Here is a 22916-nt window from a genome sequence, read left to right as displayed (position 1 = left end):
TTATGTCTATAAACCGCCGCGCAGGCCGCAGTCGCCCGCGAGCAGTTCAAGCGCCTTCATCGCCCCGGATATTACGGAACGCTTCCCGCAGAATGAAAGCCTCGCATATCCCGGGCAGCCGAAAGCGCTTCCCCCTACGAATATGAGGTGTCGCCTCGCCGCCGCTTCGATGAAATCGCGCTCGCTGGGAAGAGGCGATTTTACGAAGATATAAAACGCGCCTTGCGGCTCCTGCGCATCGAAGCCAGTCTCCAGCAGTTTGGAATATAAGAGACGGCGGTTTTCGGTGTAAAAATTAAGATTTGGCGCGATATCGGCGCATTTGCCCACTACGCCTTGGAAAAAAGCGGGCGCGTTGACATATCCGCACACGCCAATAGCCGCGCGTATGGCTGAGGTCAGTTCCGCCGCGCGGCGCGAATACGGCGATACAGCTGCGTAACCGATGCGTTCTCCGGCGAGAGATAAAGACTTGCTGAACGAATAGACCATTAAGCTATCTCCATAATATTCAGCCCACACGGGAAGCTCCTCGCCTGTATATACCAGTTCGCGGTAAGGCTCGTCTGATATGAGGTATATGTCCGTTCCATATCGTTTGCCGCAATTTTTCAGCAGCTCGCTCATTCGCTCCGCAGTCTCGCGCGTGTAGACCGCGCCGCTCGGATTATTAGGGGAATTTACTATTACGGCCTTCGTCCTGCGCGTTATCTTTTTTTTCAGAGAGGCGAAATCCGGCTGAAAATCTGACAGATCCGAATCAGCCGCTATGGGCACGCCGCCCCAGTTTTCTATGAAAGAGACGTAAGGCGGGTAATATGGACGTATTACGACGACCTCGTCGCCTGCGTCCAGCAGAGCGCACAGAACTGCGTTGAGGGCTCCGGCCGCTCCTGCAGTCATTACTATTTCGCCGGCGCTGTACGGAGTTCCGAAACGTTTGCTGAGGGAGGCCGCGATGTTGGCGCGCACCCATTCGTAACCGGCTTCGCACATGTAACCGTGTTCTTCCATACTCAACGCAGTCTCTCGGATTGCGTCTCTGACCGCTGCGTCCATAGGCGCGCCAGGGTTTCCGATGCTCAGGTCGTACACAGCGTCCGAGCCGTATAACGCGCGCTGGCGTTCGGCCTCGTTGAAGGCCGCTCGAATCGGCGCGGCTCCGGCTCCGAGTTTTTTTGCGATTCTTGACGAAATCATAACTGCGCGCTCCGTTCTCCGCGCGTCAGTTCCAGAGACTCCCTCAGCAGTTCTTCGTCCGCTCCGGGAGCCTGCATGAATCGCGCCGTTTTCATGAAGTCAAAAAGCGCGGAAAGGTTTTCGTCTGTTTCTGCGACTCCAAGTTCTGCAAGAGAGGTCGGAACGCCCAGCCTGCGCATGAAGCCGCGCAGCTTTGCCGCGAGCTTCATGTCCGAATTGTATGCGCACTGCGACAGCAGTCCAACGGCTACGATTTCTCCGTGAAGGAAACTGCGCGCCTCTTTGCAGAACAGTCTTCGCACTCCGTTGTAGAACGCGTGCGCCGCCGCCGTCTGTCCCTTTCCTCTGGTCATTCCGCTTACCATGCCTGTGAGCGCGATATTGATAAAGCAAACGTCGTCGAGAAGTTTCGTATGAATCCGCGCGTGCGCGTCTCGCACGGCCTGTTCCGCGCATTCTTCCAGCGTATCGAAAATATATTTTGCAAGATGACAAGCGCCGTGCCTGTCGGCCGGCGTCGCTGCGAAGCCCGGGATTCCGCCGTTGGCCATCTCGACATATTTCGCCATCGCGTCAAGCATTCCTGACACAATATATCTCTCGGGGGCTGCTGCGATGACGTCGGTGTCCGCTATGACTGCCGCCACTTCGTTTTCGTGCCACAGAGTTTTGTCGAATCTCCCGTCTTGAAAGTAACACGGGCTTACCGGCGTGTACGCCGCGCATGTCGCCGCAGTTGTTGGAACGGTGATTACGCTTATGCCAGCTTCTCCGGCGGCGGCTTTCGCCGCGTCTATGACTCGCCCTCCGCCCACGCCTACTATGACGTCGGCGCGCCTGTCCTTCAGCTTCACGGCGAGTTCTTTAATTTTGTCCTCCGTCGGGTATCCTGGATATATTTCTGTTTCGTGCTCTACGCCGGACGCGCGAAAACTTTTTATAATCTTTTCTCCAACGGCCGACATTGCCCGCGGGCCTCCGATTATGTACGCCCGTCCGCCGTGTCTCGCCGCTTCCATTCCGGCTGCGGAAAGAGCGCCTTTTTCTTGGAAATAGCGCCCCGCGCCGAACTTATAATCCGCAAACATACAGGTCATCCTCTTGCCGACAATATCCGCGCATTACTGTGATTGATCGCGGCCTTTCGGAGCGCACCGCGACTGAAGAATTCTAGCAAAGCGTCATGCAGATATATATATGAAAATTAACAAAAAATTTTTTGCTGAATAAAATTATACGTGTAGTCAATAGAACAAAAATAATAAATGAAAAAGGGTGTGGATTGTGCTTCTGATGAAGTAAAGACGCAGGTACGTTGATTACGTGCCTGCGTCCGGCAGTTACTTCTCAGCCCACCGCGAATACAGCTTCGCGTATTCCGTGTCGTCTTCGATATGGCGGATGGAGTGGAGGAATGCGCGGCCTTTTTCGGATGGGATTTCCTGCGTGAGGCAGCGGACGCGCGTCCTCGGGACGGGGTGGAGGAATTCCGCTTCGGTGAGGACCGGCTCCATGAGTTCCGGCACTTCGTCTGGAACCGTGTCGAGCGCCCAGTTGAAGTAGACGGCGTGGTTGGTGTGGTCGTTCATGTCGAGGTCCTGCCAGCGGACTTTCCATGTTTCTTCAAGGGTCGGAGCCGACGCCTCGGGGATTTTTACTTCGGGCGGAAACACTCCGGTAGCGTTGTCCCAGAGCGCGCGAACCACATCGCATTTGTCCAGGCGTATCGGGCGCTGGCGCGCGAAGTCGAGAAGCACCCACCACGTGTAGGCGGAACCGATGAATTCTCCGTGCGAGTCCCACATTTTGAAGAAGCGCAGGGAGAAGAGATTGCGGTACGGCTCCGCGTATGTCTTTATGCGGATGTTTCCGCTTTCCTGGGTCGGGTACCGCTCAAGCTCTATTCGGTAGTTGCGCAGCACCCACGTCATGTTGTGCTTCAGGAGCTGATGCACCGATAGGCCGTACTGCGACGCGTCGACGTCCGCCATACGCTGGAACATCTCGAGCAGCACGGAGAATTTGACGCGCCCGCGCGGGTCTATGCCGCTGTATGGAAGTAGGTTTTCAAGTTCAGTCATCGAGGTAGCTGTCGAAATATCCCTGGATATAGACGACGGGCGTGCCCTTGTCGCCGGAGCCTGATGTGAGGTCGCAGAGCGAGCCTATGAGGTCTGTCAGGCGGCGCGGCGTCGTGCCGAGCGTCGAGTGGCCGAACCGGTCGAGTTCGTCTTTCGCGCGTATCGCCTCTTCGACTGCCTGAGCGGGGTCTTTGTCTCCCGCGTTGTCCGCGACGTACTTGAATTTTATCTCTTTAGGAAGGCCGGCCAGTCCGTCTGTGAAGCCCGGCGACACCACGGGGTCGGCGAGCTCCCATATTCCGCAGACCGGGTCTTTGAATGCGCCGTCGCCGTAGACGAGCACTTCGACGTCGCGGCCCGTGCGGCTTTTCATTTCGGCCTGGAGTTTGCGCACGAATTCGCCGCAGCCGCGCGGGAAGAGCTTGACCGACTCGTCGTTTGTGTAGTTGGAGCCAAGCACTCCGTAGTCGGGATTGTAGCCGGCGCCTTCGCGCACCGGCGCGGCGCATATCTGGTCGAGGGTGACGACCTTTTCAGCGCCGCCTTTTTCGAGTATGTCGCGGTGCAGCGCGCGCGCGTGGATGCTCGCGACGACGGCCTGTTTCGAGAATTTGAGCGCCGAGAGCGGATTGTTGGAGAAGTGTACGCTGATTCGCTCCGGGGCTATGCTCTTGTAGAGCTGCACGTAATCGACGCCGGTGAACGGGTGTCTGTACTCTCCGAAGACCCTGTAGTATTCGTCTTCGCCGAAGCATTCGCCGGAGAGTCTGCCGCTGTTCAGGTAGTAGTTCATCGGCTCTATCGTCTGGTTGCCGACCTCGTCCGACGGGTAGGTGAGGATTATATGTATCTTTCCTTTAATGCCCGCCGCCATTCCGCGCAGGAGCTGGTGGAAGCGGTTGCGCGAGAGTATAGGGCCGAATATCGCGACGTCGCCCTTCGGGAATTTCGCCGCGATGTCGGCGGAGATGTCGCGCAGAGCGACGTAATTGCCCTGCGAACGCGCGACGAGCGATTCCGTGACGCCTATCACGTCGCGGTCTCTTATCTCGAATCTGTCTCTTTCGGACTCGGAGGCCTTTATGACGTTTTCGGTTATTATCTTTATAATGTCGTCGCCCTGCGTGACGACCGGGAGGCGTATCCCTCTCGAAACGGTTCCTACGTAACGCATTGAATCGTCCCTTTCTGTAAGAGAATTTTTTCGCAACGTTTTCTATTGTATCATCTTGCGGGAGATTTTGCTCGCTCGCGTACGAGGTAAAACGGCTGCGCGTCCGGCGCGCGGCGGACGTTGAGTAAAAACGCGGCCCCGACGAAATTTTTCGCGGGGCCGCGCAGGTTTTGTTTTTGTTCCGACGCTTTTTAGCCGGCTGCGCGGCGCAGCTCCGCGAGCGTGTCTTTGGGAGACGCGCATGACATCAGGCCGCTCATCACGCATGCGCCCGCGCCCCCAGCGCCGCGGACGGCGGCGATGTTTCGCGCCGACACTCCGCCTATCGCGTAAACGGGTATGTTTACGGACGAAGCAGTATCGCGCAGGAAGCTCAGGCCGCGTCCGGGCAGGCCGCTCTTGCAGGCGGTCTCGAATATATGTCCCGCCGTGACGTAGTCCGCGCCGAGTTTTTGCGCGCGCTTCGCCTCTTCCGCCGAATGGACGGAGACGCCGAGAAGTTCCGCGTTTTTCCGGATTTCAGGCTTGCTTTCAAGAACCGCGAGCGGCAGATGGACGCGCGGGACGCGGCGCAGAAGCGGAAGCGCCGCCGCGCCGTGCAGGACGAGCCGCGGGCCGCAGATTGCTAGCGCGCGCCCGGCGACTTCGGCGTATTCGGCGGCGGCCAGATCTTTTTCGCGCAGTATCACGAAGTCCGCGCCGCCCGCGCATATTTCGGCGAGCCGCGCGAAAAAATCTCCGGAGCAGAGTTTTCTGTCCGTGACGCAGATTATGCGGAACATCGCCTATAGATAGATGTAGTCGTTCGTCACGGCGGAGAGTCCGCGTTCGCGCGCCGCCGCCGTAACTTCGTCCACGCTGCGGTTGTCGGCTATCTCGAACTGGTCGTCTCCCTTCTCCTCGCCTGTGTGTCCTCCGATGCCCGTCGAGACTCCGGCGGAGATTTTCGTCGCGACGATGTCCATCACGTTGTCGCGGAAGCCCGCGCGCTCGCGCGTCGATACCGTGATTCCCGCGAACGGCATGAAGAGGCGGTAGGCGCAGAGTATCTGGAGCAGCTCGCGTTCGCCGACATTGTCCGCGGGCTGTACGCCTTCGCCGCCGACGATGGGGCGGAGCCGCGGGCATGAGAACGAGATCTCCGCGCGCGGGTATTTGCGCTGGAGCAGATATGCGTGGATGCCGGCGGCGTATGCGTCGCGGCGGAAGTCCGAAAGGCCGAGCAGCGCCGCGAAGGCGACGCCGCGCATACCGCCCATCAGAGCGCGCTCCTGCGCCTCGAGGCGGTAGGGGAATACGCGCTTGTGTCCCGCGAGGTGCAGCTTCTCGTAACGGTCCGAGTCGTATGTCTCCTGGAACACCGTCACGTAGTCCACGCCGCGTTTATGCAGGTAGGCGTATTCGTCGGAGTTCATCGGGTAGACTTCGATGCCGACCGTTTTGAAATACTTGCTCGCGAGCGCGCAGGCGTCGCCTATGTATTCGACGCCGCTCGCTTTGCGGCTTTCGCCCGTCAGTATGAGTATCTCTTCGAGGCCGGTTCTGGCTATCGCCTGGAGCTCGCGCTCGATCTCCTCCATATTAAGCTTCGCGCGGCGTATTTTGTTGCGGCAGTTGAATCCGCAGTAGACGCAGTAATTTTCGCAGTAGTTTGAGATGTAGAGCGGCGTGAAGAGGTAGACGTTGTCGCCGAACCAGCGGCGCTTTTCCTCGCGCGCGAGGCGGGCCATCTCTTCGAGGAACGGGGCCGCGGCGGGGGAGAGCAGCGCCGCGAATTCGCGCGGGCCGCGCGACGATGCGGAAAGCGCGCGCCGCACGTCGCCGGGGCCGAACGAGGCCGCGTCGTAGCTCTCGCGCGCCGCGACTACTTCGTTTCTGACAGTCGGGTCTATCTGCTCCATGCCCTCCATGTAGGCCATGTGGTCGGTGCGCCGGGATTTTTCTATTGTCACGGACATTTCTGTTCGCTCCTAGTCCGCGAGGAAGCCCGTCAGCGGCGACGAGGCAGAAGCGCCCTTCTCGATGACGCGCCCGAGTCCGGCGAGGCAGGCCTCGCGCCCAGCGCGCACGGCGAGGCCGAAGGCGCGCGCCATCGCGGCCACGTCGCCCGCGGTCGCAATCGCGGTGTTCGCCATTATAGCGGCGGCCCCCATCTCCATCGCCTCGCAGGCCTGCGACGGCCTGCCGATGCCTGCGTCCACGATTACAGGCAGCTCTATCTCGTCGATGAGTATCTGGATGAACTCGCGCGTCGCGAGCCCCTTGTTCGAGCCTATCGGCGCGCCGAGCGGCATGACCGCCGCGGCTCCCGCGCTCACGAGGTCGCGCGCCGTGTTGAGGTCGGGGTACATGTAGGGCATGACGATGAAGCCCTCCTTCGCGAGTATTTCCGTCGCGCGCACCGTCTCGCAGTTGTCGGGCAGGAGATACTTGCTGTCGCGCATTATCTCGATTTTCACGAAGTCGCCGCAGCCGCACTCGCGCGCTAGCCGCGCTATGCGCACCGCTTCGTCGGCAGTGCGCGCGCCGGAGGTATTCGGCAGCAGAGTCACGCCCTGCGGGATGTGCTCTAGTATGCTGTCCGTATTCGAGTTCGCGCGGCGCAGCGCTATCGTCACCATCTGCGCCCCCGCCTCGCTCACCGCGGCCTTTATCAGCTCCGGCGAATATTTGCCCGAGCCGAGGATGAAACGCGATGTGAATTCGTGTCCTCCGATGATGAGTTTGTCCGTCATTTTATAAAACTTCCTTTCATAGATAGTCGTCCGATCTAAAAAATTCTCATAGGCAGAGATCTAAAGGTGGTATTTTATATTGCCTTTATCTGACCTTTATTCGTCGAACCCGAGCAGCAGGCGCATCGCCGCCGTCGCCTGATGAGCGGCGCAGAGCGCGACGCGCGGCGCGAAGACCGGCAGGCCGCATTCTATGCCGCTGCCGAAGTCTCCGCATACGCGCAGCCGTTTCATGCGGCGCTCGGTCCGTATATCGTCCGCCGCGCCGCAGCCCGCCATGCCGGAGGCGGCTACTAGGTACGTCTCAGGCATCGAGCCCAGCACGGCCTCGGCGAGCATGGCCTTTTCCTCCGGCCTGTCGAAAGCCTCGCATACGACGCGGCAGCCCGCGAAGATGCGCGGCGCGTTGTCCGCCGTCACGCGCGTATCGTGCGCTTCGTACTCAAGATACGGATTTATCCGGCGCAGCTGCTCCGCCAGCGCCTCGCACTTCGGACGCCCCACGTCGGAGAGGTAATATTGCTGGCGGTGGATGTTGGCTAAATCCACCCTGTCGAAGTCGGCGAGCACCAGCCGTCCGACGCCGAGGCGCGCGAGCCACGCCGCTATGTGCGAGCCAAGCCCGCCTAGCCCCGCGACTCCGACCGAAGACGCGGCGAAAATTTTCTGATTTTCCGCGCCGTGCCTCAGCTCGAGCGCGCGTACTGTTTCCTCACGGCTTGCCATCCTTAACCTCCTCCCACGAAATGTACCAGCTCGACGCGCTCGCCCGGCGAAAGCACGAACGAGCCGAAATCGGAGCGCCGCACTATCGCGCCGCCCGCCTCAGCCGCGACGCGTTCCGGCGCGAGGCCGCGCAGCCGTATCAGGCCGAGCAGAGTCGTCCCATCGGGGCAGTCGAAGGCTTCTCCGTTAAGCACTATCTTCAAATTCCGCACCTCCGTAAAAAAATAAAAAGGCGTCACGAAGAACTACACCCAAGGTGGTGTACCCCTTCGTGACGCCTTTCGGAATCACTCTGCGCGATAACTTATCACCGAGCGCGCGCCGTGTCAAGCGCGCGAAGCGTCAGCCGGCGGCGACGTCCCAGAGAAGCTTGAGCATCAGCGCGGCGAGCACGCAGAGCATCATCGGGCGTATGAAGCGGGCGCCCTTAGTCAGAGCGCAGCGCGAGCCTAGATAATTCCCCGCGACGTTGCAGAGAGCTGCAGGCACGGCTATCGAGTATATTACGGCTCCCGCCGTGATGAAGGTCGCGAGAGACGCGTAATTCGAGGCGGCGTTCAGAATCTTGGCGTTGCCAGACGATGTGCGCAGGTCGAGGCCGAGCAGGGCGGAGAAGGCGATTATCGCAAAAGTCCCCGTCCCAGGGCCGATGAGCCCGTCGTAGCCTCCGATGAGGAAGCCGATGACGGCGGAGAGCGCGGCCTCGCGCCTGCCGAAAGCCTGACGCGCAGTCCCGCCGTCGGCCACATTGCCGCGGAAAAGCACGACGGCCGCGACACACGGCAAAACCACCAGCATCACTGTCTTTATCGCGGCGTCGCTCATCATAAGCGCGATGCGCGCGCCGGCCGCCGAGCCCGCTAACGAAGCGGCGAAGGCTACGGCCGCGGAACGCGGCTCTACCGCGCCGCTGCGCCAGAACTTAACGACCGAGACGGTAGTGCCGCAGGCGCTCGAAAGTTTGTTGCAGCCGAGCGCGCAGTGCGCCGGCATCCCCGTGAACAGATAGGCCGGAATGCCGATGAGCCCGCCGCCTCCCGCAGAGGCGTCCACAAACCCCGCGAGAAAAACCATAAAACAGACGAAAGCGAGCATCGGAGCCGAAACAACAAAACCGCCGTCCATAGAAAAATCCTCCCCGCGCGAGACATTCCCGCATATTATAACGGCGCGGCGCGGAAAAACAAGAAACGGAAGGAAGCCGGAACGCCCCCGCCGCGGTCTGCGCGGCGTCGATGCGTGCCTATGCGCGCGGAAAAAACTAAAGGGAGCCGTCCGGCTCCCTTTTCTGGCGGCTTCTGCCTGATTTCCTGGTTTACTTGGCTTCGCGGCAGTGCGCCATGAGATAGGCGTCGACGTATTTCCCGTCAAGCGTACGAAGCCAGTCGCGCGCGACGCCCTCGACGCGGAAGCCGGACGACTTGCAGAGCTTCAGCGCGCCTACGTTGTCCGTCGGTATCTCGACCTCGACGCGCTCGAGCATCAGCTCGTTGTCGGCGAGGTCGAGAGCCGCGGCTGCGAGAGCTTTGCCGAGCCCCTGTCCCTGCCATTCCTTCGCGACGATTATGCGCAGCGTCGCGGTGCGGCGCATGAATATCTGCGGGCATACGCGGAGCAGCACCGCCCCGCACAGCTCGGCCGGCGGCGTCTCCGTTTCCAGCACCAGCATGTGGTCGAAGCGCGTGAGCCCGGCTATGAGCTTTTCCGCGTCGTCGAACTGGTGGCTCGCTATGTTGACGAATATGTTTGGGGTGTGGACGTTCTGGTTTATGCGGTTTATCGCCGGCGCGTCTCCGGGCCTTACGGGACGTATCCTCATTGTGCCGCCTCCTCCGCGCGCAGGCGTCCCATCAGGTATTCGTCTGCGAAGCGTCCGTTTACCGCCGCTGCGCGCCTTTTAGTGGCTTCTACCTCGAAGCCGTGTCTCCTGTAGAGCTTCAGCGCCTTTTCGTTGTCGGTCAGCACGAGGAGTTCGAGGCGGTGGAGTCCGAGTTCGCCGTCAGCGCACTCGACGAGGCGTCCGAGCAGCCTGTCGCCTATGCCGCGCTGCTGGAAGTCGCGGTCGACCATGACGGCTATCGCCGCGCTGTGAGCTCGGCACTCCTCCTTGTTGACGAGCATCACGGCGAAGCCGACGACCTCTCCGTTTTCGACTGCCGTGAACGCCCTGTCCCTTTCCGTCAGCGAGCGGAGAAAGTTCTCGGTGAAGTCCGTCCTGTCGCTCGACAGAGCCATCACGCCCTCGCGCACGCCGTCCTTTCTCCTTATATCCGCTATAGCTTCAGCGTCTCTCATCGAAACCGGTCTTATCTCCAATAGCCGGCACCTCCCGGATATCGATTATTAAGTGGCTGAGGATATTTTACCCTAATTGACGCGGCAGGCAAAGCGCGCCGCCTCTTTTTGCCGCTCCGGTGCTATCATCATTGGGAAGGGGGGCGGTCGCGTGACTAAACGCGTCGGTTCGGAGCTTCTCGGCAATATAAATTTCGCCGAGGTGCGCGCTCTTTATAAATCTATGGGGTTTTCGCAGGATGAGCTGCGCGGGCCGGTCATCGGCGTCGCGAACGCATGGAGCGAGGTCGTGCCGGGGCATTATACCCTGCGCCGCGTCGCGGAATTCGTAAAGAAGGGGATATACAGGGCCGGCGGCACGGCGGTCGAGTTCGGCGTCATAGGCGCGTGCGACGCCTACGCCAGCGGCCACGACGGCATGAAGTACATCCTTCCGTCGCGCGAGCTTATCGCGGCGAGCGTCGAGACGATGGCGCGCGCGCATCTGGTAGACGGTCTCGTGCTGTTGGGTTCGTGCGACAAGATAATACCTGGAATGCTTATGGGCGCGGCGAGGCTCGACATTCCGGCCGTGCTCGCCGTAGGAGGACCGATGATCGGCGGAGCTGAGTTCGACGGGCGCAAAAGCGATTCTACTTCCGTTACCGAAGCCGTAGGGATGCTCCGCACAGGCAGGACGGACGAAGAAGCTTTCCGCCGTCTCGAGGATACGGCCTGCCCAGGCTGCGGCTCGTGCTCTTTTTACGGTACAGCCAACTCGATGGCGGCGCTGGCTGAAGCGATGGGGATGTCCATGCCTGGCGGCGCGCTTATCCCGGCCGTATACGCCGAGCGCATGAGAAGCTCGGAGGCCGCAGGGCTCGCGATAGTGGATCTGGTGAAGAACGGCGTATCCGCGCGCCGCGTAATGACATACGAGGCGCTCGAAAACGCCATAGTAGTGATGCTGGGTACCGGGGCCTCGACGAACTGCGTGATGCATCTGTGCGCGATCGCCTCGGAGGCCGGGCTGGACCCCAGAAAAATATTCGCGAGGATAGACTGGCTCAGCGAGCGCGTCCCGCTGGTCGCCAAGGTGAATCCCGCGTCGGAGTACGATATGGAAGATTTCTACAGGGCGGGCGGAGTGCCTCAGGTTATGCGCGAGCTTGAGAAGTTTCTCCGTACCGATGCCCTGACGGCGACAACGCGCACGGTCGGGGAAAATCTGAAGGCGGCGAAAAATCTTTACTGCGTGGACCGCCGCGTCATAAAAACGGCGGAAGATCCATTCAGCCGCGGGAAGGGGCTTTGCCTGCTGCGCGGCAACCTCGCTCCCGACGGCGCCGTCGCGAAGCCCGCGGCGATGGCGCGAGAGATGTTCAGATTCACCGGCCCGGCGCGCGTTTTTGATTCGGAAGAAGAAGCGAACGAAGCTATACTGAACGGAGCCGTGAAGGCCGGCGACGTGGTCGTGGTACGTTACGAAGGACCGAGGGGCGGGCCCGGGATGCGCGAAATGTTCCACGCGATGAAGTTTCTCTACGGTATGGGGCTCGCTGGGAAGACGGCGCTTATAACCGACGGGCGTTTCTCCGGCACGAACAGCGGATGCTACGTCGGGCACATATCGCCGGAAGCCGCCGCAGGCGGCCCGCTCGCCGCTCTGCGCGACGGAGATATGATAACGATCGACATCGAGAACAAAAGCCTGTCGGTCGCGCTGAGCGACGGAGAAATCGCGTCGCGCATGAAAGACTGGCGTCCCCCGCGCAGGGAAATTCCTGACGGCTGGCTCGGGATATACGCAAAACTCGCCTCGTCGGCCTCGGACGGAGCCGTGATGAAAATTTAGAAAGCTTTAAGCGGAAGAACAAAAAAGCGGATTTTACTTGACTTTAACTATATTTAAGCTATGATTAGAATAATGATTTTTAATTAAAGCGCTGATCGCAGAAAGGTGATGCTGTTATGGTAATCGATGCAAAAATGGAACAGGCGCTCAACGGACAGATTCAGGCGGAGTTCGAGTCCGCGTATCTCTATCTTTCGATGTCGGCGTGGTTCGAGGCGAACGACCTCCCGGGCTGCGCGCACTGGATGAGGAAGCAGGCGGGCGAGGAGCAGGAGCACGCCATGAAGCTCTATAAATACGTCGTGTCGCGCGGCGGACGCGTGACGCTCGGCGCGATCGCGGCCCCGCGCTGCGACTGGAAGAGCGCGACGGAAGTCTTCGAGCAGACGCTCGGGCATGAGGAGAAGGTCACTCAGCTCATCTACGCGCTCGTAGACGCGGCAGTCGAGATGAAGGACCACGCGACGCGCGAGATGCTCGGCTGGTTCGTCAACGAGCAGGTTGAGGAGGAAGAGACTGCGACCGAGATCCTCACGAAGTTCAGGAAGCTCGGCGAGACGCCGATCTCCCTCTCGATGATAGACCAGCAGCTCGCGGCGAGATAAACTGACGGCTGAGTGCGCGGCGACCGCCGCGCACTTATTTTACGAGGAGGTGCGGACTGTGGAACAGGCTATAGACATGAAAGCTCTTTTTTCTCTCACCTACGGTATGTACATAGTCGGGACGGCGTGCGAAGGCAGGCTCAACGGGCAGATAGCGAACACAGTGATGCAGATAACGTCCGAGCCGCTCTGCGTGGCTACATGCCTTAACAAAGCCAACCTCACCGCGGAGCTTACCGGCAGGAGCGGGATTTTCTCCGTTTCGGTGCTTGAGGAGGACGTGCCGATGACCTTTATCGGACAGTTCGGCTTCAAGTCCGGGCGCGACATAGACAAGTTCGCGGACGTCCGGTACGAGGCCGGGGCGACTGGCGCGCCTCTCGTAAAGGACTGGGCGATAGCCGCATTCGACGCCAAGGTCGTTCGGACTGTGGATATGCCGAGCCACGTGCTCTTCGTAGGCGAAGTGCAGTGCGCGAGATTTTTCAAGGAAGCTTCTCCGCTCACCTACGCGGCCTACCACCTTGTTAAGAAGGGCAAGTCGCCCAAGACGGCGCCGACCTTCGGCTTCAACGCGCTGAAGTAACGTGTCTAAGCCGCTTGAGACCCGCGAGTCGCGTATAGCGAGCCGCGGCATATTTGAAAAAATATACGATGATTACAACAGGCGCGAATACGTCTCTCCAGACCCGCTTCAGTTTTTATACGATTATGACGACACCGTCGACCGCGAGGCCGTCGGTCTGATAGCCTCCGGCCTCGCCTACGGGCGCGTCGCGCACATACTCAAGAGCGTCTCCCGCGTCCTCGGCACGCTCGGGCCGCATCCGGCGGAATACCTGAAAGGGACGTCGTACCGCGACCACGAGGCGGCGCTCTGCGGCTTCGTCCACCGTTTCACTGGCTGCGCGGAGATGTGCTCGTTCCTCGACGCGATAGGCGCGGCGCTGCGCGAGCACGGTTCGATAGAAAACCTGTTCCTTTCCGGCTGGCGCGGCGACATGATCGAGGGGATGGAGAATCTGGCTCTCGCCTTCTGCCGCTACACGGGGCAGGACAATCTCTACCTTCTGCCTCGTCCTTCGAAGGGCAGCGCCTGCAAGCGCATGGCGCTCTTCCTGCGCTGGATGGTGCGGCGCGACGGCGTGGATCCGGGCGGCTGGCGCAGCGTTTCGCCGGCCGACCTGCTGATACCGCTCGACACACACATGTTCAACATATCGTCTACGCTCGGCCTCTGCTCCATGAAGAGCGCGAGCGGCAGGGCCGCGGCGGAGATAACGCGGAACTTCAAGGACGTTTCGCCCGACGACCCTGTGAAATACGACTTTTCTCTGACGCGCTACGGCATCCGCGAAGAGATGACGGTCGAAGAACTTTTCGCGAAGTGGCACATGGAGCGATAGAGCTGTGTGAGGCGCGCATGTGTGCGCGCCTTTTGCGTAAGCGCCGCCGTTTCGCGCGATTTACCGCTCGCGCCGCGGATGCTATAATCATGCAAATTTATAAAGAGGAGGCTGCGGCATGGTAAATTCAGTTCTCCCATACTGGGATCAGAATATAGACCTCGATATCGCGCCGTGGGTTCCTTACGGCAAGGATTACTCTCCCGTCACAGTCAACTCGCTCTGCAATCCGACCCTATGCGGACTTGCGGGGCTGGCGCTCGAGATGAAAAGTGAATTCCTGTATATGAGGAGCTTCCGCAGCGGCAGCATCGGCGCGATGGCGCGTCAGAACATGATAGACCCGATAAAGAATAGTTCGATAGAGCTTGGCTTTACGATGGTCTTCGCCTATTCGGAACAGCTTGAGCAGTCTGTGCTGCGCCTGCTGCACAGGTATCCTGGGCTCATGGCTGGGCTGACCCTTTGCGATATATGGCGCGAGAACGTCCTTGTGGACGAGTGCAAGGTGCTGATGCTCGTGGACGAGGACCCATTCTTCAACGAGACGGATTTCATCGAGGCGCTTTACAAGACCTTCCAGAATGCGGCGGGGCGCAGCAGCTCCAACCTGTCGTTCTTCGCGGAGAAGTTCGGCTACAAGCGTTTCTCGATAAGTTACGAGACCGACGACCTGACACAGATGCGCATAACGCAGGCGCTCTTCGACCTTGAGCTCGATGCGACGAAGGAAGTCGTAGGCCCCGTCCCTGAGCTTAAGGTGCCGCCGATGCCCTCGCTGAAGTAGCGCGCGAAAGATACTAAGGTGTGAAAAGGCCCCGTGCTTACCGGGGCTTCGCTTTTTTCGCCTGGGTTTACAGCGCATGGCTTGACTACGCGGAGGATATTGCCATTCGGCGTCAGGCGGTGCGCGCCGCACGCGCGGGCGGACACAAAAAATCACGCAGCGCGTCTGCTGCCGGGCGCGTACCCATGCGGGCGCGGGATGCCGCGGCATCAAGCGCTTGAGTCTCAGTTGGGCGATGGCTCTTGGAGGCCGCGCTTGGGCGCGGAGCGACGGAGTTTTGCCGTTTGGGCTATTCAGCCGATCGATTATGGCCGGAGCCGCTCTTTTCATCATCAAACGGCGGGCGGACGAATTTTACGTATTCTTCCTCACAGGCTCCGAAATTGATGAAATTTTCTCTAGCCTGTTTCAGGCTCGCTCGGTTCGCGCCGCCTTCAAAATTTTCGTCGTTCGACTGGACGGGATCGTCCTCCCAGAAACATACCGGGCAGATGTCGTAATTTCCATCCGGCTTTTCTTTGAAGGTGTAAAAGCCGCAGCACGGGCATTTGTAGTTCATTTACCGGTTTTTCAACATTGCGCGCATCGCCGCGTTCCGTCGTGGCCTTCGCGCTTTTTACGGCCTTATTGCTGTGATCAGCGCGCTCGACGATACGCCCTCTATCGCGGCAATGTCTTCGTCGGTCAGGTCGTTCACCGTGCTTTTGACCACTTCGATATTTATTTCGTGCGGCTTCGTTATCGTGACGTTCACCTGCTCGAAGCCGGCGCGGCGCAGCTTCGCGGCGTACTCTTCCGACGGAAGAGCGCCGGTGATTCAGCCCGACCACGCGGCCGGGCTCTGCTTGAGCTTTTCCGGGACCGGCTTGTTGAGCACCACGTCCGATACGCAGAAGCGCCCGCCGCTCGTGAGGACGCGAAAGGCCTCCGCGAACACCTTGTCTTTGTCCGGCGAGAGGTTTATCACGCAGTTTGAGATCAGAACGTCCACGCCGCCGTCGTGCAGCGGTATGTCCTCGATGTATCCGCGCAGCAGCGTCACGTTGCGCAGCTTCATCTTGTCTATGTTTTTGCGCGCCTTGTCGAGCATCGCCTTCGTCATGTCGAGGCCGTAGACGTGCCCCGAAGGGCCGACTTTCCTCGCCGCGAGTATCAGGTCCATGCCGGCCCCGCTGCCGAGGTCGAGCACTCGCTCGCTCTCTTTCAGCAGCGCAGCGCGCACAGGGTCGCCGCAGCCGAAGCTCTGAACCTGCGTCTCGCGCAGAGTCCGCTCGTCGTAGTTGCCGCCGGTCATGTCGCTTATACTGCAGCAGTCCGAGACGGAGGTTATCGCCTCCGTGTAGGCCTGCATCACTTTTTCCCTTATGTCTCCCATCGCCGCGCCTCCGATATATTTCTGCCGGTTTTATGAAATGCTACACAAAGGCGCGGCGCGGGTAAAGAGAGTTTGTCTATTGGCTAAAACGGCGTGTTTTTATATTTTTCAAGTATCGGGAGCAGCTTGTCCTCGTCTATGTTGCCGCCTGAGATTATTACACCGGTCCTGCGTCCGTGTACCGGCGCTTTGCCCGCGAGCAGGGCCGCGACGCCGACGGCCCCCGCGCCTTCGACCTGCTGGTGGTGTTCGCGGTGCATGAAGGCTATCGCCGCCTCTATCTCATCCTCGGTGACCTCGATGATTCCCGCGGCGTGCCGCTTCGCGAGCGTGAGCATACTCTGCGGTATCGCGCCGGAGAGTCCGTCGGCTATCGTCTTGGGCGCTAGCGTGAAGTCGCTGCGTATCACGCCGCCCTCCCACGACACTACCCACGGGTTTGAGGCTTCGGACTGCACGCCCCATACCTCGGCCTTCGGCGCGAGCGCGGCGGCCGCGATAGCCGTGCCGTTCAGCAGCGCTCCGCCGCCTGCCGGGACGAGCAGCAGCTCCGTCTCCGGCTCGTCGGTCAGGAATTCAACGCCGGCCGTCCCCTGTCCGGCTATCACGTCGGGGTCCTCGAACGGGGAGATGAACGTCATGCCGCGCTCCGCCGCAAACGCGCGTGCCTCAGCCTCCGCGAAGTCGTAGTCGCCGCTCGATACGACGAGTTCGACCCACTCGCCTCCGTAGCGCCGTATTGCGCGCTTCTTCGTCTCCGGGCAGACGTCCGGGACGTATATCCGCGCCTTGGCGCGCAGTTCCGCAGCCGCCTTGGCTACGCCCTGCGCATGGTTGCCGCTCGAGCATGTGACGATGCCGCGGGCGAGCTCGTCCGCTGGCAGCGAGAACATTTTGTAGAATGCGCCGCGCACTTTGAACGAGCCGCATATCTGCTGGTTGTCGAGCTTGAGGAACACCGGCGCGCCCGCCTTGTCGCTCAGCGCGGGCGAATATTCGGCTGGAGTATGGCGCACGCGGCTTCTGAGGAATTTGTACGCCTTCATCACATCTGTTATGGTGGGGTCGCTTGGAAGTCTCTCCATTCGGTTCATCTCCTTTACCTTTGTTATATAATATTAGGCCGACGATGTAATTGTAACACGGCGCGCCGCGGGGCGCTCCGGCATAAGCACCGGTCATATTTTGTTTGGGAGTGTTTTGCGTGGCTGGGGAGAACGAAAGATACCCGCTGCTCAGGGTCAGGACGGATAGGATAGAGGAAAACGGACGCAGGCTCGTAGCCGACTGCGCGGCTCACGGCGTCGTACCGTGGGGCGTGTCGAAGGGGATTTCAGCCTTCGCGGAGGCCGCGTGCTCTTTCGAGGCCGCGGGCATAGAGACGATAGCGGACAGCCGCGTCGCCAATATGCGTAAGATGAGGGAGGGCGGCGTGCGGGCGAAGTTCGCGCTTATCCGCGTGCCTATGTATTCGGAGCTTAACGAGGCCGCCGAGTTCTGCGACTATGTGCTGGTCTCGGACGTGGGCGTGACCGCCGGGCTGGCTCGCGTATGCGAGGAAAAGCGCAAAAAAATCTCCGCCGTCGTCATGTTCGACATGGGAGACCTGCGCGAGGGATTCTGGTACGAGAACGCGGCGGAGGCGGCGCGCGAATTGGCTCCGCTCGACGGCGAATTTCTGAGGGTCGCCGGCGTCGGCGCTAATTTTTCGTGCGCGAGCGGCGTCCTGCCGTCTGAGAAAAACCTCTCCGCGCTCGTCGATTGCGGGCGCGCGCTCGAAGCGGAGCTTGGACGCCCGCTTGACATATATTCCGGCGGCGGCACCTGATCGTTCGTACAGATGCGCCGGGGCCATCTTCCAGAGAAAATCAACAATTTAAGATTAGGCGAATGTCTGCTGCTGGGGCGCGACATGGCCTTCAACGTAGACATCGATGGGCTTTCGCAGGACACTATGCGCATAGAGGCGGAGCTCGTCGAGGTGCGCTGCAAGCCGACGATGCCTGTCGGCGAGGTCGGACACGACGCCTTCGGCAACGTCCCAGTATTTCACGACAGGGGGACGCGCCGCCAGGGTATACTCGCGATAGGACGGCAGGACGTGAACGCCGCGGGGCTGACTCCGCTAGACGTGGGCGTGAAAATTAAGACGGCGTCTAGCGACCACCTGCTCGTGGATATAGAGGCGCGCCCCGACTTGAAAGTGGGCGACGTGCTTAGCTTCCGCCCGGACTACACGGCGATGCTCGCGGCCTCAACGTCGGAGTACGTGACGAAAATTTTCGACGACGGCGGACGCTGACAATACCCGACTTAGGACGAATAAATAAAAAGAGGAAGCGGATAGCTCTAGTCCCCTTCCTCTTTTTTCTTTTCCTTTATAAGCTCCGTCATCTCTTCCTCGGCGCGTATGAACGGGGCGAACTTTTCACGCACTCGCGCGACTGCGGCCAAGCTCTGCCAGCGGCGGTCGAGCGCGGTCTGAGGCGCAGAATCTTCCGGCTTTTCCGACTCTTCCGCCTCCTCAGGAGCCTCTCCGCCGCGCTTGAGCGACTTCAGCACGGCGCATATATCCTCTACCTCATCGTCGGTGAGCGACATGAAGCGGTCGAGCTGCCCCTGTATCGCGGCGATGTGCGGATTTTGTTTCTTTTGCTCGCCGCTGCGCGCCATTATGCGCCCCGCTATGATGCTCGTGAATGCCGTCGTGCATGCGACGCCGAGTATCATCAGGCAGACGCCCGTGACGCGCCCCATGTCGCTCTTCGGCACGATGTCGCCGTAGCCCGTCGTGCTCGCCGTGACGAAGGCCCACCATATCGCGTCTTCATAGGTGCTCTTTTCCGAGTTGACGAAGAACATCGCCGCAGTCACTATCGAGATTATCGTCACGCCGCCGGCGTAGTGCAGGAGGTTCGTCTTGAAGAAGCGGCTCTGGGTCGTGAAGGCGCGTCCGAGATAGGCGATGAACTTGACGAAGAACACGGCCTGTATGTAGAACGACGACACGCCGTCCCAGCCGAGCCGCTCGAAGACGTAATTGAGCGCGATGAACGGCATGACCGGGACGACCGCGACGAGCTCAGGCAGGCGGCTCGTCAGGAAGCCCTTGAGGCTGCGCGCGAAGCATAGCCGCACAAGAAGGTCCGCAGTGAACACGAACCATATTATGTGGTCGAGCGCGTAGATGAGAAGCGGCTGCCTCTCCGGGTGGAAGTACGACGAGCCGAGCGCTATCAGAGTGACGAGCGAAAAAAGCGCCATCAGCGGAAGCGACACCTCGTAGACGAAGATGGCGCGCTTTTTTACGAACGGCTTCAGCTTCACGTCCATCGCCTGCCTTTCGCGCGGCTCGCGGATATCGTGCGCGGCGCGTGCCGCGGTAAATCTGTTCAGCTCTTCTATTATACATTAAACTGGCGGAGAATTTTCAGTCTAACGCGCCGCGCCGTGGCGGGCGAACTGAAAATTTCGTAAAAAGGAGGAACCTTAGGGTAAAAAATGTATGCATCGCCGCTTTATTGGTGATATGATATCTTCAAACGAAAAATTGAGTTCATTTCAGGAGGAAATATAAATGTACATCAAAATCCAAGACGAGAATTTCAACGCCGAGTCGCTGCCTGTGATCGCGCTGCTGGCGGCGGAGGGCGAGCCGGAGACTGTGTCTCTCGACCCGCTTCGCGGCGAGATGCGCGACTTCTGCCGCCGCGTCGTGATCAACGAGAACTTTCGCGGCGAGGCAGGCAAGCTGCTCGTAATCCCCGTCGCTGACAAGACTGTGCGCTTCGCCGTCGTCGCCGGGCTCGGCCCGGACGGCGATATAACGCCGGAGCGCGTCCGCGCCGCGGCGTTCTCGGCCGCGCGCGCCGCTGCCTCGAGAGGCTGCGCCGCTCTTTCTCTGACGATGCCCAAGGCCGGCGACGCCGACCGCTCGCGCGCCGCCGCGGAGGGCTGCGCGCTCGCCTCGTATCGTTTCGACAAGTATCTTACGCGCGACGGAAAAGACAGGTTCGTGAAGCTCGAGGAGGTCGTCGTCGCCGACGGCTGCGAAAAGGCGCTCGAGGAGGGACGCATACTCGGGGAGTGCCAGTGCTGGACGCGCGACTTGGCGAACGAGCCGGGCTGCGTGATCAACCCTGAGGCTCTCGCCGCGAAGGCGCAGGAGCTCGCAGCCGAGCTCGGCCTCAAGTGCGAAATATGGGACGAAAAGCGCATCGCCGACGAAAACATGGGCGCGTACTCCGCCGTGGCCTCAGGCTCGGCTAACCCGCCGCGCTTCATACATCTCACCTATGAGCCGGAGAACGCGAAGGGGCACATAGCGCTCGTAGGCAAAGGGCTGACCTTCGACAGCGGCGGCCTCGACATAAAGCCGTCCGAGTTCATGCTCACTATGAAAGGCGACAAGAGCGGCGCCTGCGCGGTGCTCGGAGCGATACGCGCCGCCGCTATGATGAAGCTTCCGTGGAAGGTCTCCGTCATCGTCGCCGCCGCGGAGAATATGCCAGGCGGCTCGGCCTACAGGCCCGACGACATACTGCGCGCGCGCAACGGCAAGACGATAGAGGTCAACAACACCGACGCTGAAGGCCGCCTCACGCTCGCGGACGCGCTCTGCTACGCCTCGGAGCTCAAGCCCGACATGATAGTGGACATAGCGACGCTGACCGGGGCATGCGCCGTCGCGCTCGGCTCGACCACGGCGGGGCTCTTTACCAACAACGACGAGTTCGGCGACAAGGTGCTTAAAGCCTCGTCGGCGAGCGGCGAGCGCTTCTGGAAGCTTCCGATGGACGACCCGAATCTGCGCGAGCTCGTAAAATCTCCGTTCGCCGACCTCGTGAACAGCGCCGGACGCTACGGCGGCGCGATAACGGCGGCTATGTTCCTCGAGGCCTTCGTGGAAAAGGAAATCCCGTGGGTGCATCTCGACATCGCTGCGGCGGACTTCGCCAAGACGCCGTTCAGCTACTATGTCAAGGGAGCGACCGGCTTCGGCATGAGGACGCTCGCGGAGCTCATCAGAGAGCTGTAAGGAAAAGAAGGAGCGTCACCCCCGAATGGCAGACGGGAGCCGAAACGATTCCATAGCCCTCATCAACGCTGTAATATACCCGATGGCCCATCCCGGACGTGCGCAGGCGCTTTTCGCGCGCGGCGGGGTGATCGAGGCCGTCGGCGGAGACAAGGAGATACTCGCGAGGTGCGACGCGAAGACGGTGGTCCTCGACATGAAGGGCAAGTACGTCCTTCCAGGGATAACCGATACGCACAACCATCTGCTCGCGGCCGGGCGCAGCCTTGAGACGCTCGACCTGAGCGGCGCGCGCTCGATCGACGAAATGATAGGCAAGGGGCGGCATTTTCTCGCGGAGAACGCGCTGCCGCCCGGCGGCTGGTTCTTCGCGCGCGGCTGGGACCAGAACAAAATGGCGGAGCGCCGCTTCCCGAACAGGCACGACCTCGACCTGATATCGACGGAGGCCCCGCTCTTCTTCGAGCGTTCGTGCGGGCACATCGCCGCGCTCAACAGCCTCGCGCTGAAACTTCTTAAGATAGACGGAGATTTTAAAATCTCCGGAGGAGTCGTGAACACCGACGGCTCCGGTGAGCCGACCGGATTGATAAGCGAGGCCGCCGTCAACTGGGCGCGCATGAACATACCCGAACAGTCGCGCGACACGCTGGAGCACTGGTACGGCCTCGCCGTCGACCGCATGATACGCTACGGCGTCACCTCCGTGCAGACCGACGACCTTGAAATGGCGGGCGGCGTCGCCGGCGTGCTGGACCTCTACGAGACGCTCGAGTCGCGCGGAAAAATGCCGATGCGTATAGCGCAGCAGTGGCATCTGCGCAACGAAGACGAACTCTCGGAATTCATAGAGAACGGCGGCTGCTCGCGCGGCGGAAAATTCTTCCGCTGCGGCCCGCTCAAGATACACGTCGACGGCACGCTCGGCGCGCGCACTGCGGCGCTGCGCGAGGAATACTCCGACGACCCAGGCAACAGAGGCGTCTACGCGCACTCGCAGGAAGAGCTGAACCGCCTCGTAAGGCGCGCGCAGGAGGCCGGAATGCAGGTCGCCTTCTACGCGATAGGCGACGGAGCGATAGAGCGCTGCCTCAACGCCGTGGAGGCGGCGCGCGGCGCGGCGAACCCGGAGATACGCCACAGGATAGTCCACTGCCAGATAGGCGCGCCGGACCTATTCGCGCGCATGGTCGTACTCGGCGTGATGGCCGACATACAGCCGGCCTTCGCCACCTCGGACTGGCCCATAGTCGTGCCGCGCCTCGACACCGACCGCGCTCGCTGGAGCTATGCGTGGAAGTCGATGCTCAACAGCGGCATCCCGGTCGGCGCCGGCTCGGACGCTCCGACGGAATCGCTGAACCCGTTCGTCGGCATACGCGCCGCGATACTGCGGCAGGACCTCGACCACCAGCCCGAGCACGGCTGGATGCCGGTGCAGAGGCTCGACCGCGTCGAGACCCTCGCCATGTACACCAGCGGCGGCGCTCGCGTCTGCGGCGAGCTGTCGTGGCGCGGCACGCTCGAGCCGGGCAAGGCTGCGGACTTCACGGCCTTCCTCGAGGACCCGTTCCAGACGCCGGACGACGACATGCCGGAGCTCGAAGCCGGACTGACCGTAGTGGACGGCAAAATCCGCCATATAAAGTAGGAGCGTGGC

General features: G+C 60.7%; 26 protein-coding genes. 9 read left to right on the top strand and 17 right to left on the bottom strand.

Features of this window, described 5'->3' with window-relative positions:
- Positions 1-6 precede the first annotated feature (6 nt).
- From B5F39_RS00900 to B5F39_RS00845, 12 genes are all read right to left on the bottom strand, one after another.
- Positions 7-1200 carry a pyridoxal phosphate-dependent aminotransferase gene (locus B5F39_RS00900; protein WP_087362950.1) on the bottom strand — a complete coding sequence of 398 codons (1194 nt, stop codon included), beginning with the start codon at positions 1198-1200 and terminating at the stop codon, positions 7-9.
- On the bottom strand, positions 1197-2288 hold the full coding sequence (locus tag B5F39_RS00895; protein ID WP_158095883.1) for an iron-containing alcohol dehydrogenase: 1092 nt from the start codon (positions 2286-2288) through the stop codon (positions 1197-1199). The genes B5F39_RS00900 and B5F39_RS00895 overlap by 4 nt, the downstream gene beginning before the upstream one ends.
- A 252-nt stretch (positions 2289-2540) precedes the next feature.
- Complete coding sequence (locus B5F39_RS00890; protein WP_087362948.1) at positions 2541-3281, bottom strand: acyl-ACP thioesterase domain-containing protein; 741 nt, start codon at positions 3279-3281, stop codon at positions 2541-2543.
- Positions 3274-4455 carry a coenzyme F420-0:L-glutamate ligase gene (locus B5F39_RS00885; RefSeq protein ID WP_087362947.1) on the bottom strand — a complete coding sequence of 394 codons (1182 nt, stop codon included), beginning with the start codon at positions 4453-4455 and terminating at the stop codon, positions 3274-3276. The genes B5F39_RS00890 and B5F39_RS00885 overlap by 8 nt, the downstream gene beginning before the upstream one ends.
- A 191-nt stretch (positions 4456-4646) precedes the next feature.
- On the bottom strand, positions 4647-5237 hold the full coding sequence (locus tag B5F39_RS00880; RefSeq protein WP_087362946.1) for a thiamine phosphate synthase: 591 nt from the start codon (positions 5235-5237) through the stop codon (positions 4647-4649).
- Positions 5238-5240: 3 nt separating this feature from the next.
- Positions 5241-6413: a 2-iminoacetate synthase ThiH gene (gene thiH, locus B5F39_RS00875; protein WP_087362945.1), complete on the bottom strand. Its 1173-nt coding sequence runs from the start codon at positions 6411-6413 to the stop codon at positions 5241-5243.
- A gap of 12 nt (positions 6414-6425) precedes the next feature.
- Positions 6426-7190, bottom strand: a complete 765-nt coding sequence (locus B5F39_RS00870) for a thiazole synthase (protein ID WP_087362944.1) — start codon at positions 7188-7190, stop codon at positions 6426-6428.
- A 96-nt stretch (positions 7191-7286) separates the two neighbouring features.
- Complete coding sequence (gene thiF / locus B5F39_RS00865; RefSeq protein WP_087362943.1) at positions 7287-7916, bottom strand: sulfur carrier protein ThiS adenylyltransferase ThiF; 630 nt, start codon at positions 7914-7916, stop codon at positions 7287-7289.
- A 2-nt stretch (positions 7917-7918) separates the two neighbouring features.
- Positions 7919-8110, bottom strand: a complete 192-nt coding sequence (thiS, locus tag B5F39_RS00860; protein WP_239391017.1) for a sulfur carrier protein ThiS — start codon at positions 8108-8110, stop codon at positions 7919-7921.
- A 148-nt stretch (positions 8111-8258) separates the two neighbouring features.
- On the bottom strand, positions 8259-9041 hold the full coding sequence (locus B5F39_RS00855) for a TSUP family transporter (RefSeq protein ID WP_204245004.1): 783 nt from the start codon (positions 9039-9041) through the stop codon (positions 8259-8261).
- A gap of 190 nt (positions 9042-9231) precedes the next feature.
- Positions 9232-9735, bottom strand: a complete 504-nt coding sequence (locus B5F39_RS00850; protein ID WP_087362942.1) for a GNAT family protein — start codon at positions 9733-9735, stop codon at positions 9232-9234.
- Complete coding sequence (locus B5F39_RS00845) at positions 9732-10232, bottom strand: GNAT family N-acetyltransferase (RefSeq protein WP_087362941.1); 501 nt, start codon at positions 10230-10232, stop codon at positions 9732-9734. Before B5F39_RS00845 ends, B5F39_RS00850 begins: the two co-directional genes overlap by 4 nt.
- A gap of 130 nt (positions 10233-10362) precedes the next feature.
- Here B5F39_RS00845 and ilvD point away from each other — a divergent pair, with 130 nt between their 5' ends.
- The 5 genes from ilvD (at position 10363) to B5F39_RS00820 (ending at position 14843) form a co-directional block, all read left to right on the top strand.
- Entirely contained in the window at positions 10363-12045 is a 1683-nt protein-coding gene (gene ilvD, locus B5F39_RS00840) for a dihydroxy-acid dehydratase (protein WP_239390997.1), read from the top strand.
- Between the two features lie 116 nt (positions 12046-12161).
- Positions 12162-12650 (top strand): ferritin, encoded by a 489-nt coding sequence (locus B5F39_RS00835; RefSeq protein WP_087362940.1) that lies wholly within the window; start codon positions 12162-12164, stop codon positions 12648-12650.
- A gap of 58 nt (positions 12651-12708) precedes the next feature.
- Complete coding sequence (locus B5F39_RS00830; protein ID WP_275531979.1) at positions 12709-13236, top strand: flavin reductase family protein; 528 nt, start codon at positions 12709-12711, stop codon at positions 13234-13236.
- 1 nt (position 13237) lies between these two features.
- Positions 13238-14056, top strand: coding sequence for a TIGR02757 family protein (locus tag B5F39_RS00825; RefSeq protein ID WP_204245003.1), 819 nt, complete (start codon positions 13238-13240; stop codon positions 14054-14056).
- Between the two features lie 118 nt (positions 14057-14174).
- Entirely contained in the window at positions 14175-14843 is a 669-nt protein-coding gene (locus tag B5F39_RS00820) for a hypothetical protein (RefSeq protein ID WP_087362939.1), read from the top strand.
- Between the two features lie 289 nt (positions 14844-15132).
- Here B5F39_RS00820 and B5F39_RS00815 read toward each other — a convergent pair whose 3' ends face one another.
- The 4 genes from B5F39_RS00815 to B5F39_RS00805 all read right to left on the bottom strand — a co-directional run bounded on the left by B5F39_RS00815 (position 15133) and on the right by B5F39_RS00805 (position 17303).
- Positions 15133-15402 carry a CPCC family cysteine-rich protein gene (locus B5F39_RS00815; protein WP_087362938.1) on the bottom strand — a complete coding sequence of 90 codons (270 nt, stop codon included), beginning with the start codon at positions 15400-15402 and terminating at the stop codon, positions 15133-15135.
- A 57-nt stretch (positions 15403-15459) separates the two neighbouring features.
- Positions 15460-15597 (bottom strand): hypothetical protein, encoded by a 138-nt coding sequence (locus B5F39_RS14355; RefSeq protein WP_162608294.1) that lies wholly within the window; start codon positions 15595-15597, stop codon positions 15460-15462.
- 63 nt (positions 15598-15660) lie between these two features.
- Positions 15661-16218, bottom strand: coding sequence for a methyltransferase domain-containing protein (locus B5F39_RS00810; RefSeq protein ID WP_162608293.1), 558 nt, complete (start codon positions 16216-16218; stop codon positions 15661-15663).
- Between the two features lie 83 nt (positions 16219-16301).
- A complete protein-coding gene (locus tag B5F39_RS00805; protein ID WP_087362936.1) occupies positions 16302-17303 on the bottom strand; it encodes a threonine/serine dehydratase in 1002 nt (333 codons plus the stop codon).
- Between the two features lie 119 nt (positions 17304-17422).
- On the opposite strand from B5F39_RS00805, the gene B5F39_RS00800 reads away from it, so the two are divergent.
- Positions 17423-18046 carry an alanine racemase gene (locus B5F39_RS00800; protein ID WP_158095882.1) on the top strand — a complete coding sequence of 208 codons (624 nt, stop codon included), beginning with the start codon at positions 17423-17425 and terminating at the stop codon, positions 18044-18046.
- A 12-nt stretch (positions 18047-18058) separates the two neighbouring features.
- Positions 18059-18520 (top strand): hypothetical protein, encoded by a 462-nt coding sequence (locus tag B5F39_RS00795; RefSeq protein WP_143330606.1) that lies wholly within the window; start codon positions 18059-18061, stop codon positions 18518-18520.
- A gap of 47 nt (positions 18521-18567) precedes the next feature.
- Here the strand turns inward: B5F39_RS00795 and B5F39_RS00790 are convergent, their stop codons facing one another.
- Positions 18568-19551: a potassium channel family protein gene (locus tag B5F39_RS00790; RefSeq protein WP_087362933.1), complete on the bottom strand. Its 984-nt coding sequence runs from the start codon at positions 19549-19551 to the stop codon at positions 18568-18570.
- 244 nt (positions 19552-19795) lie between these two features.
- Here B5F39_RS00790 and B5F39_RS00785 point away from each other — a divergent pair, with 244 nt between their 5' ends.
- Together B5F39_RS00785 and B5F39_RS00780 are read left to right on the top strand one after the other, a co-directional pair.
- The gene (locus B5F39_RS00785; protein WP_087362932.1) at positions 19796-21256 is read left to right on the top strand and encodes a leucyl aminopeptidase; all 1461 of its coding nucleotides are present in this window, start codon (positions 19796-19798) and stop codon (positions 21254-21256) included.
- A gap of 25 nt (positions 21257-21281) precedes the next feature.
- Positions 21282-22907 (top strand): amidohydrolase, encoded by a 1626-nt coding sequence (locus B5F39_RS00780; RefSeq protein WP_087362931.1) that lies wholly within the window; start codon positions 21282-21284, stop codon positions 22905-22907.
- The last annotated feature ends 9 nt before the right edge of the window (positions 22908-22916 follow it).

Source organism: Cloacibacillus sp. An23 (assembly GCF_002159945.1).
Lineage (GTDB): Bacteria > Synergistota > Synergistia > Synergistales > Synergistaceae > Caccocola.
The sequence above is the reverse complement of the archived record's forward strand: the minus strand, read 5'-3'. Positions and strand labels throughout refer to the sequence as shown.

What these genes read in the sequence shown, in the direction of transcription:
- B5F39_RS00900 (WP_087362950.1), bottom strand. Translation starts at nt 1,200, where the DNA reads ATGATTTCGTCAAGAATCGCAAAAAAACTCGGAGCCGGAGCCGCGCCG.
- B5F39_RS00895 (WP_158095883.1), bottom strand. Translation starts at nt 2,288, where the DNA reads ATGTTTGCGGATTATAAGTTCGGCGCGGGGCGCTATTTCCAAGAAAAA.
- B5F39_RS00890 (WP_087362948.1), bottom strand. Translation starts at nt 3,281, where the DNA reads ATGACTGAACTTGAAAACCTACTTCCATACAGCGGCATAGACCCGCGC.
- B5F39_RS00885 (WP_087362947.1), bottom strand. Translation starts at nt 4,455, where the DNA reads ATGCGTTACGTAGGAACCGTTTCGAGAGGGATACGCCTCCCGGTCGTC.
- B5F39_RS00880 (WP_087362946.1), bottom strand. Translation starts at nt 5,237, where the DNA reads ATGTTCCGCATAATCTGCGTCACGGACAGAAAACTCTGCTCCGGAGAT.
- thiH (WP_087362945.1), bottom strand. Translation starts at nt 6,413, where the DNA reads ATGTCCGTGACAATAGAAAAATCCCGGCGCACCGACCACATGGCCTAC.
- B5F39_RS00870 (WP_087362944.1), bottom strand. Translation starts at nt 7,190, where the DNA reads ATGACGGACAAACTCATCATCGGAGGACACGAATTCACATCGCGTTTC.
- thiF (WP_087362943.1), bottom strand. Translation starts at nt 7,916, where the DNA reads ATGGCAAGCCGTGAGGAAACAGTACGCGCGCTCGAGCTGAGGCACGGC.
- B5F39_RS00855 (WP_204245004.1), bottom strand. Translation starts at nt 9,041, where the DNA reads ATGGACGGCGGTTTTGTTGTTTCGGCTCCGATGCTCGCTTTCGTCTGT.
- B5F39_RS00850 (WP_087362942.1), bottom strand. Translation starts at nt 9,735, where the DNA reads ATGAGGATACGTCCCGTAAGGCCCGGAGACGCGCCGGCGATAAACCGC.
- B5F39_RS00835 (WP_087362940.1), top strand. Translation starts at nt 12,162, where the DNA reads ATGGTAATCGATGCAAAAATGGAACAGGCGCTCAACGGACAGATTCAG.
- B5F39_RS00820 (WP_087362939.1), top strand. Translation starts at nt 14,175, where the DNA reads ATGGTAAATTCAGTTCTCCCATACTGGGATCAGAATATAGACCTCGAT.
- B5F39_RS00815 (WP_087362938.1), bottom strand. Translation starts at nt 15,402, where the DNA reads ATGAACTACAAATGCCCGTGCTGCGGCTTTTACACCTTCAAAGAAAAG.
- B5F39_RS00810 (WP_162608293.1), bottom strand. Translation starts at nt 16,218, where the DNA reads ATGGGAGACATAAGGGAAAAAGTGATGCAGGCCTACACGGAGGCGATA.
- B5F39_RS00805 (WP_087362936.1), bottom strand. Translation starts at nt 17,303, where the DNA reads ATGGAGAGACTTCCAAGCGACCCCACCATAACAGATGTGATGAAGGCG.
- B5F39_RS00795 (WP_143330606.1), top strand. Translation starts at nt 18,059, where the DNA reads ATGCGCCGGGGCCATCTTCCAGAGAAAATCAACAATTTAAGATTAGGC.
- B5F39_RS00790 (WP_087362933.1), bottom strand. Translation starts at nt 19,551, where the DNA reads ATGGACGTGAAGCTGAAGCCGTTCGTAAAAAAGCGCGCCATCTTCGTC.
- B5F39_RS00785 (WP_087362932.1), top strand. Translation starts at nt 19,796, where the DNA reads ATGTACATCAAAATCCAAGACGAGAATTTCAACGCCGAGTCGCTGCCT.
- B5F39_RS00780 (WP_087362931.1), top strand. Translation starts at nt 21,282, where the DNA reads ATGGCAGACGGGAGCCGAAACGATTCCATAGCCCTCATCAACGCTGTA.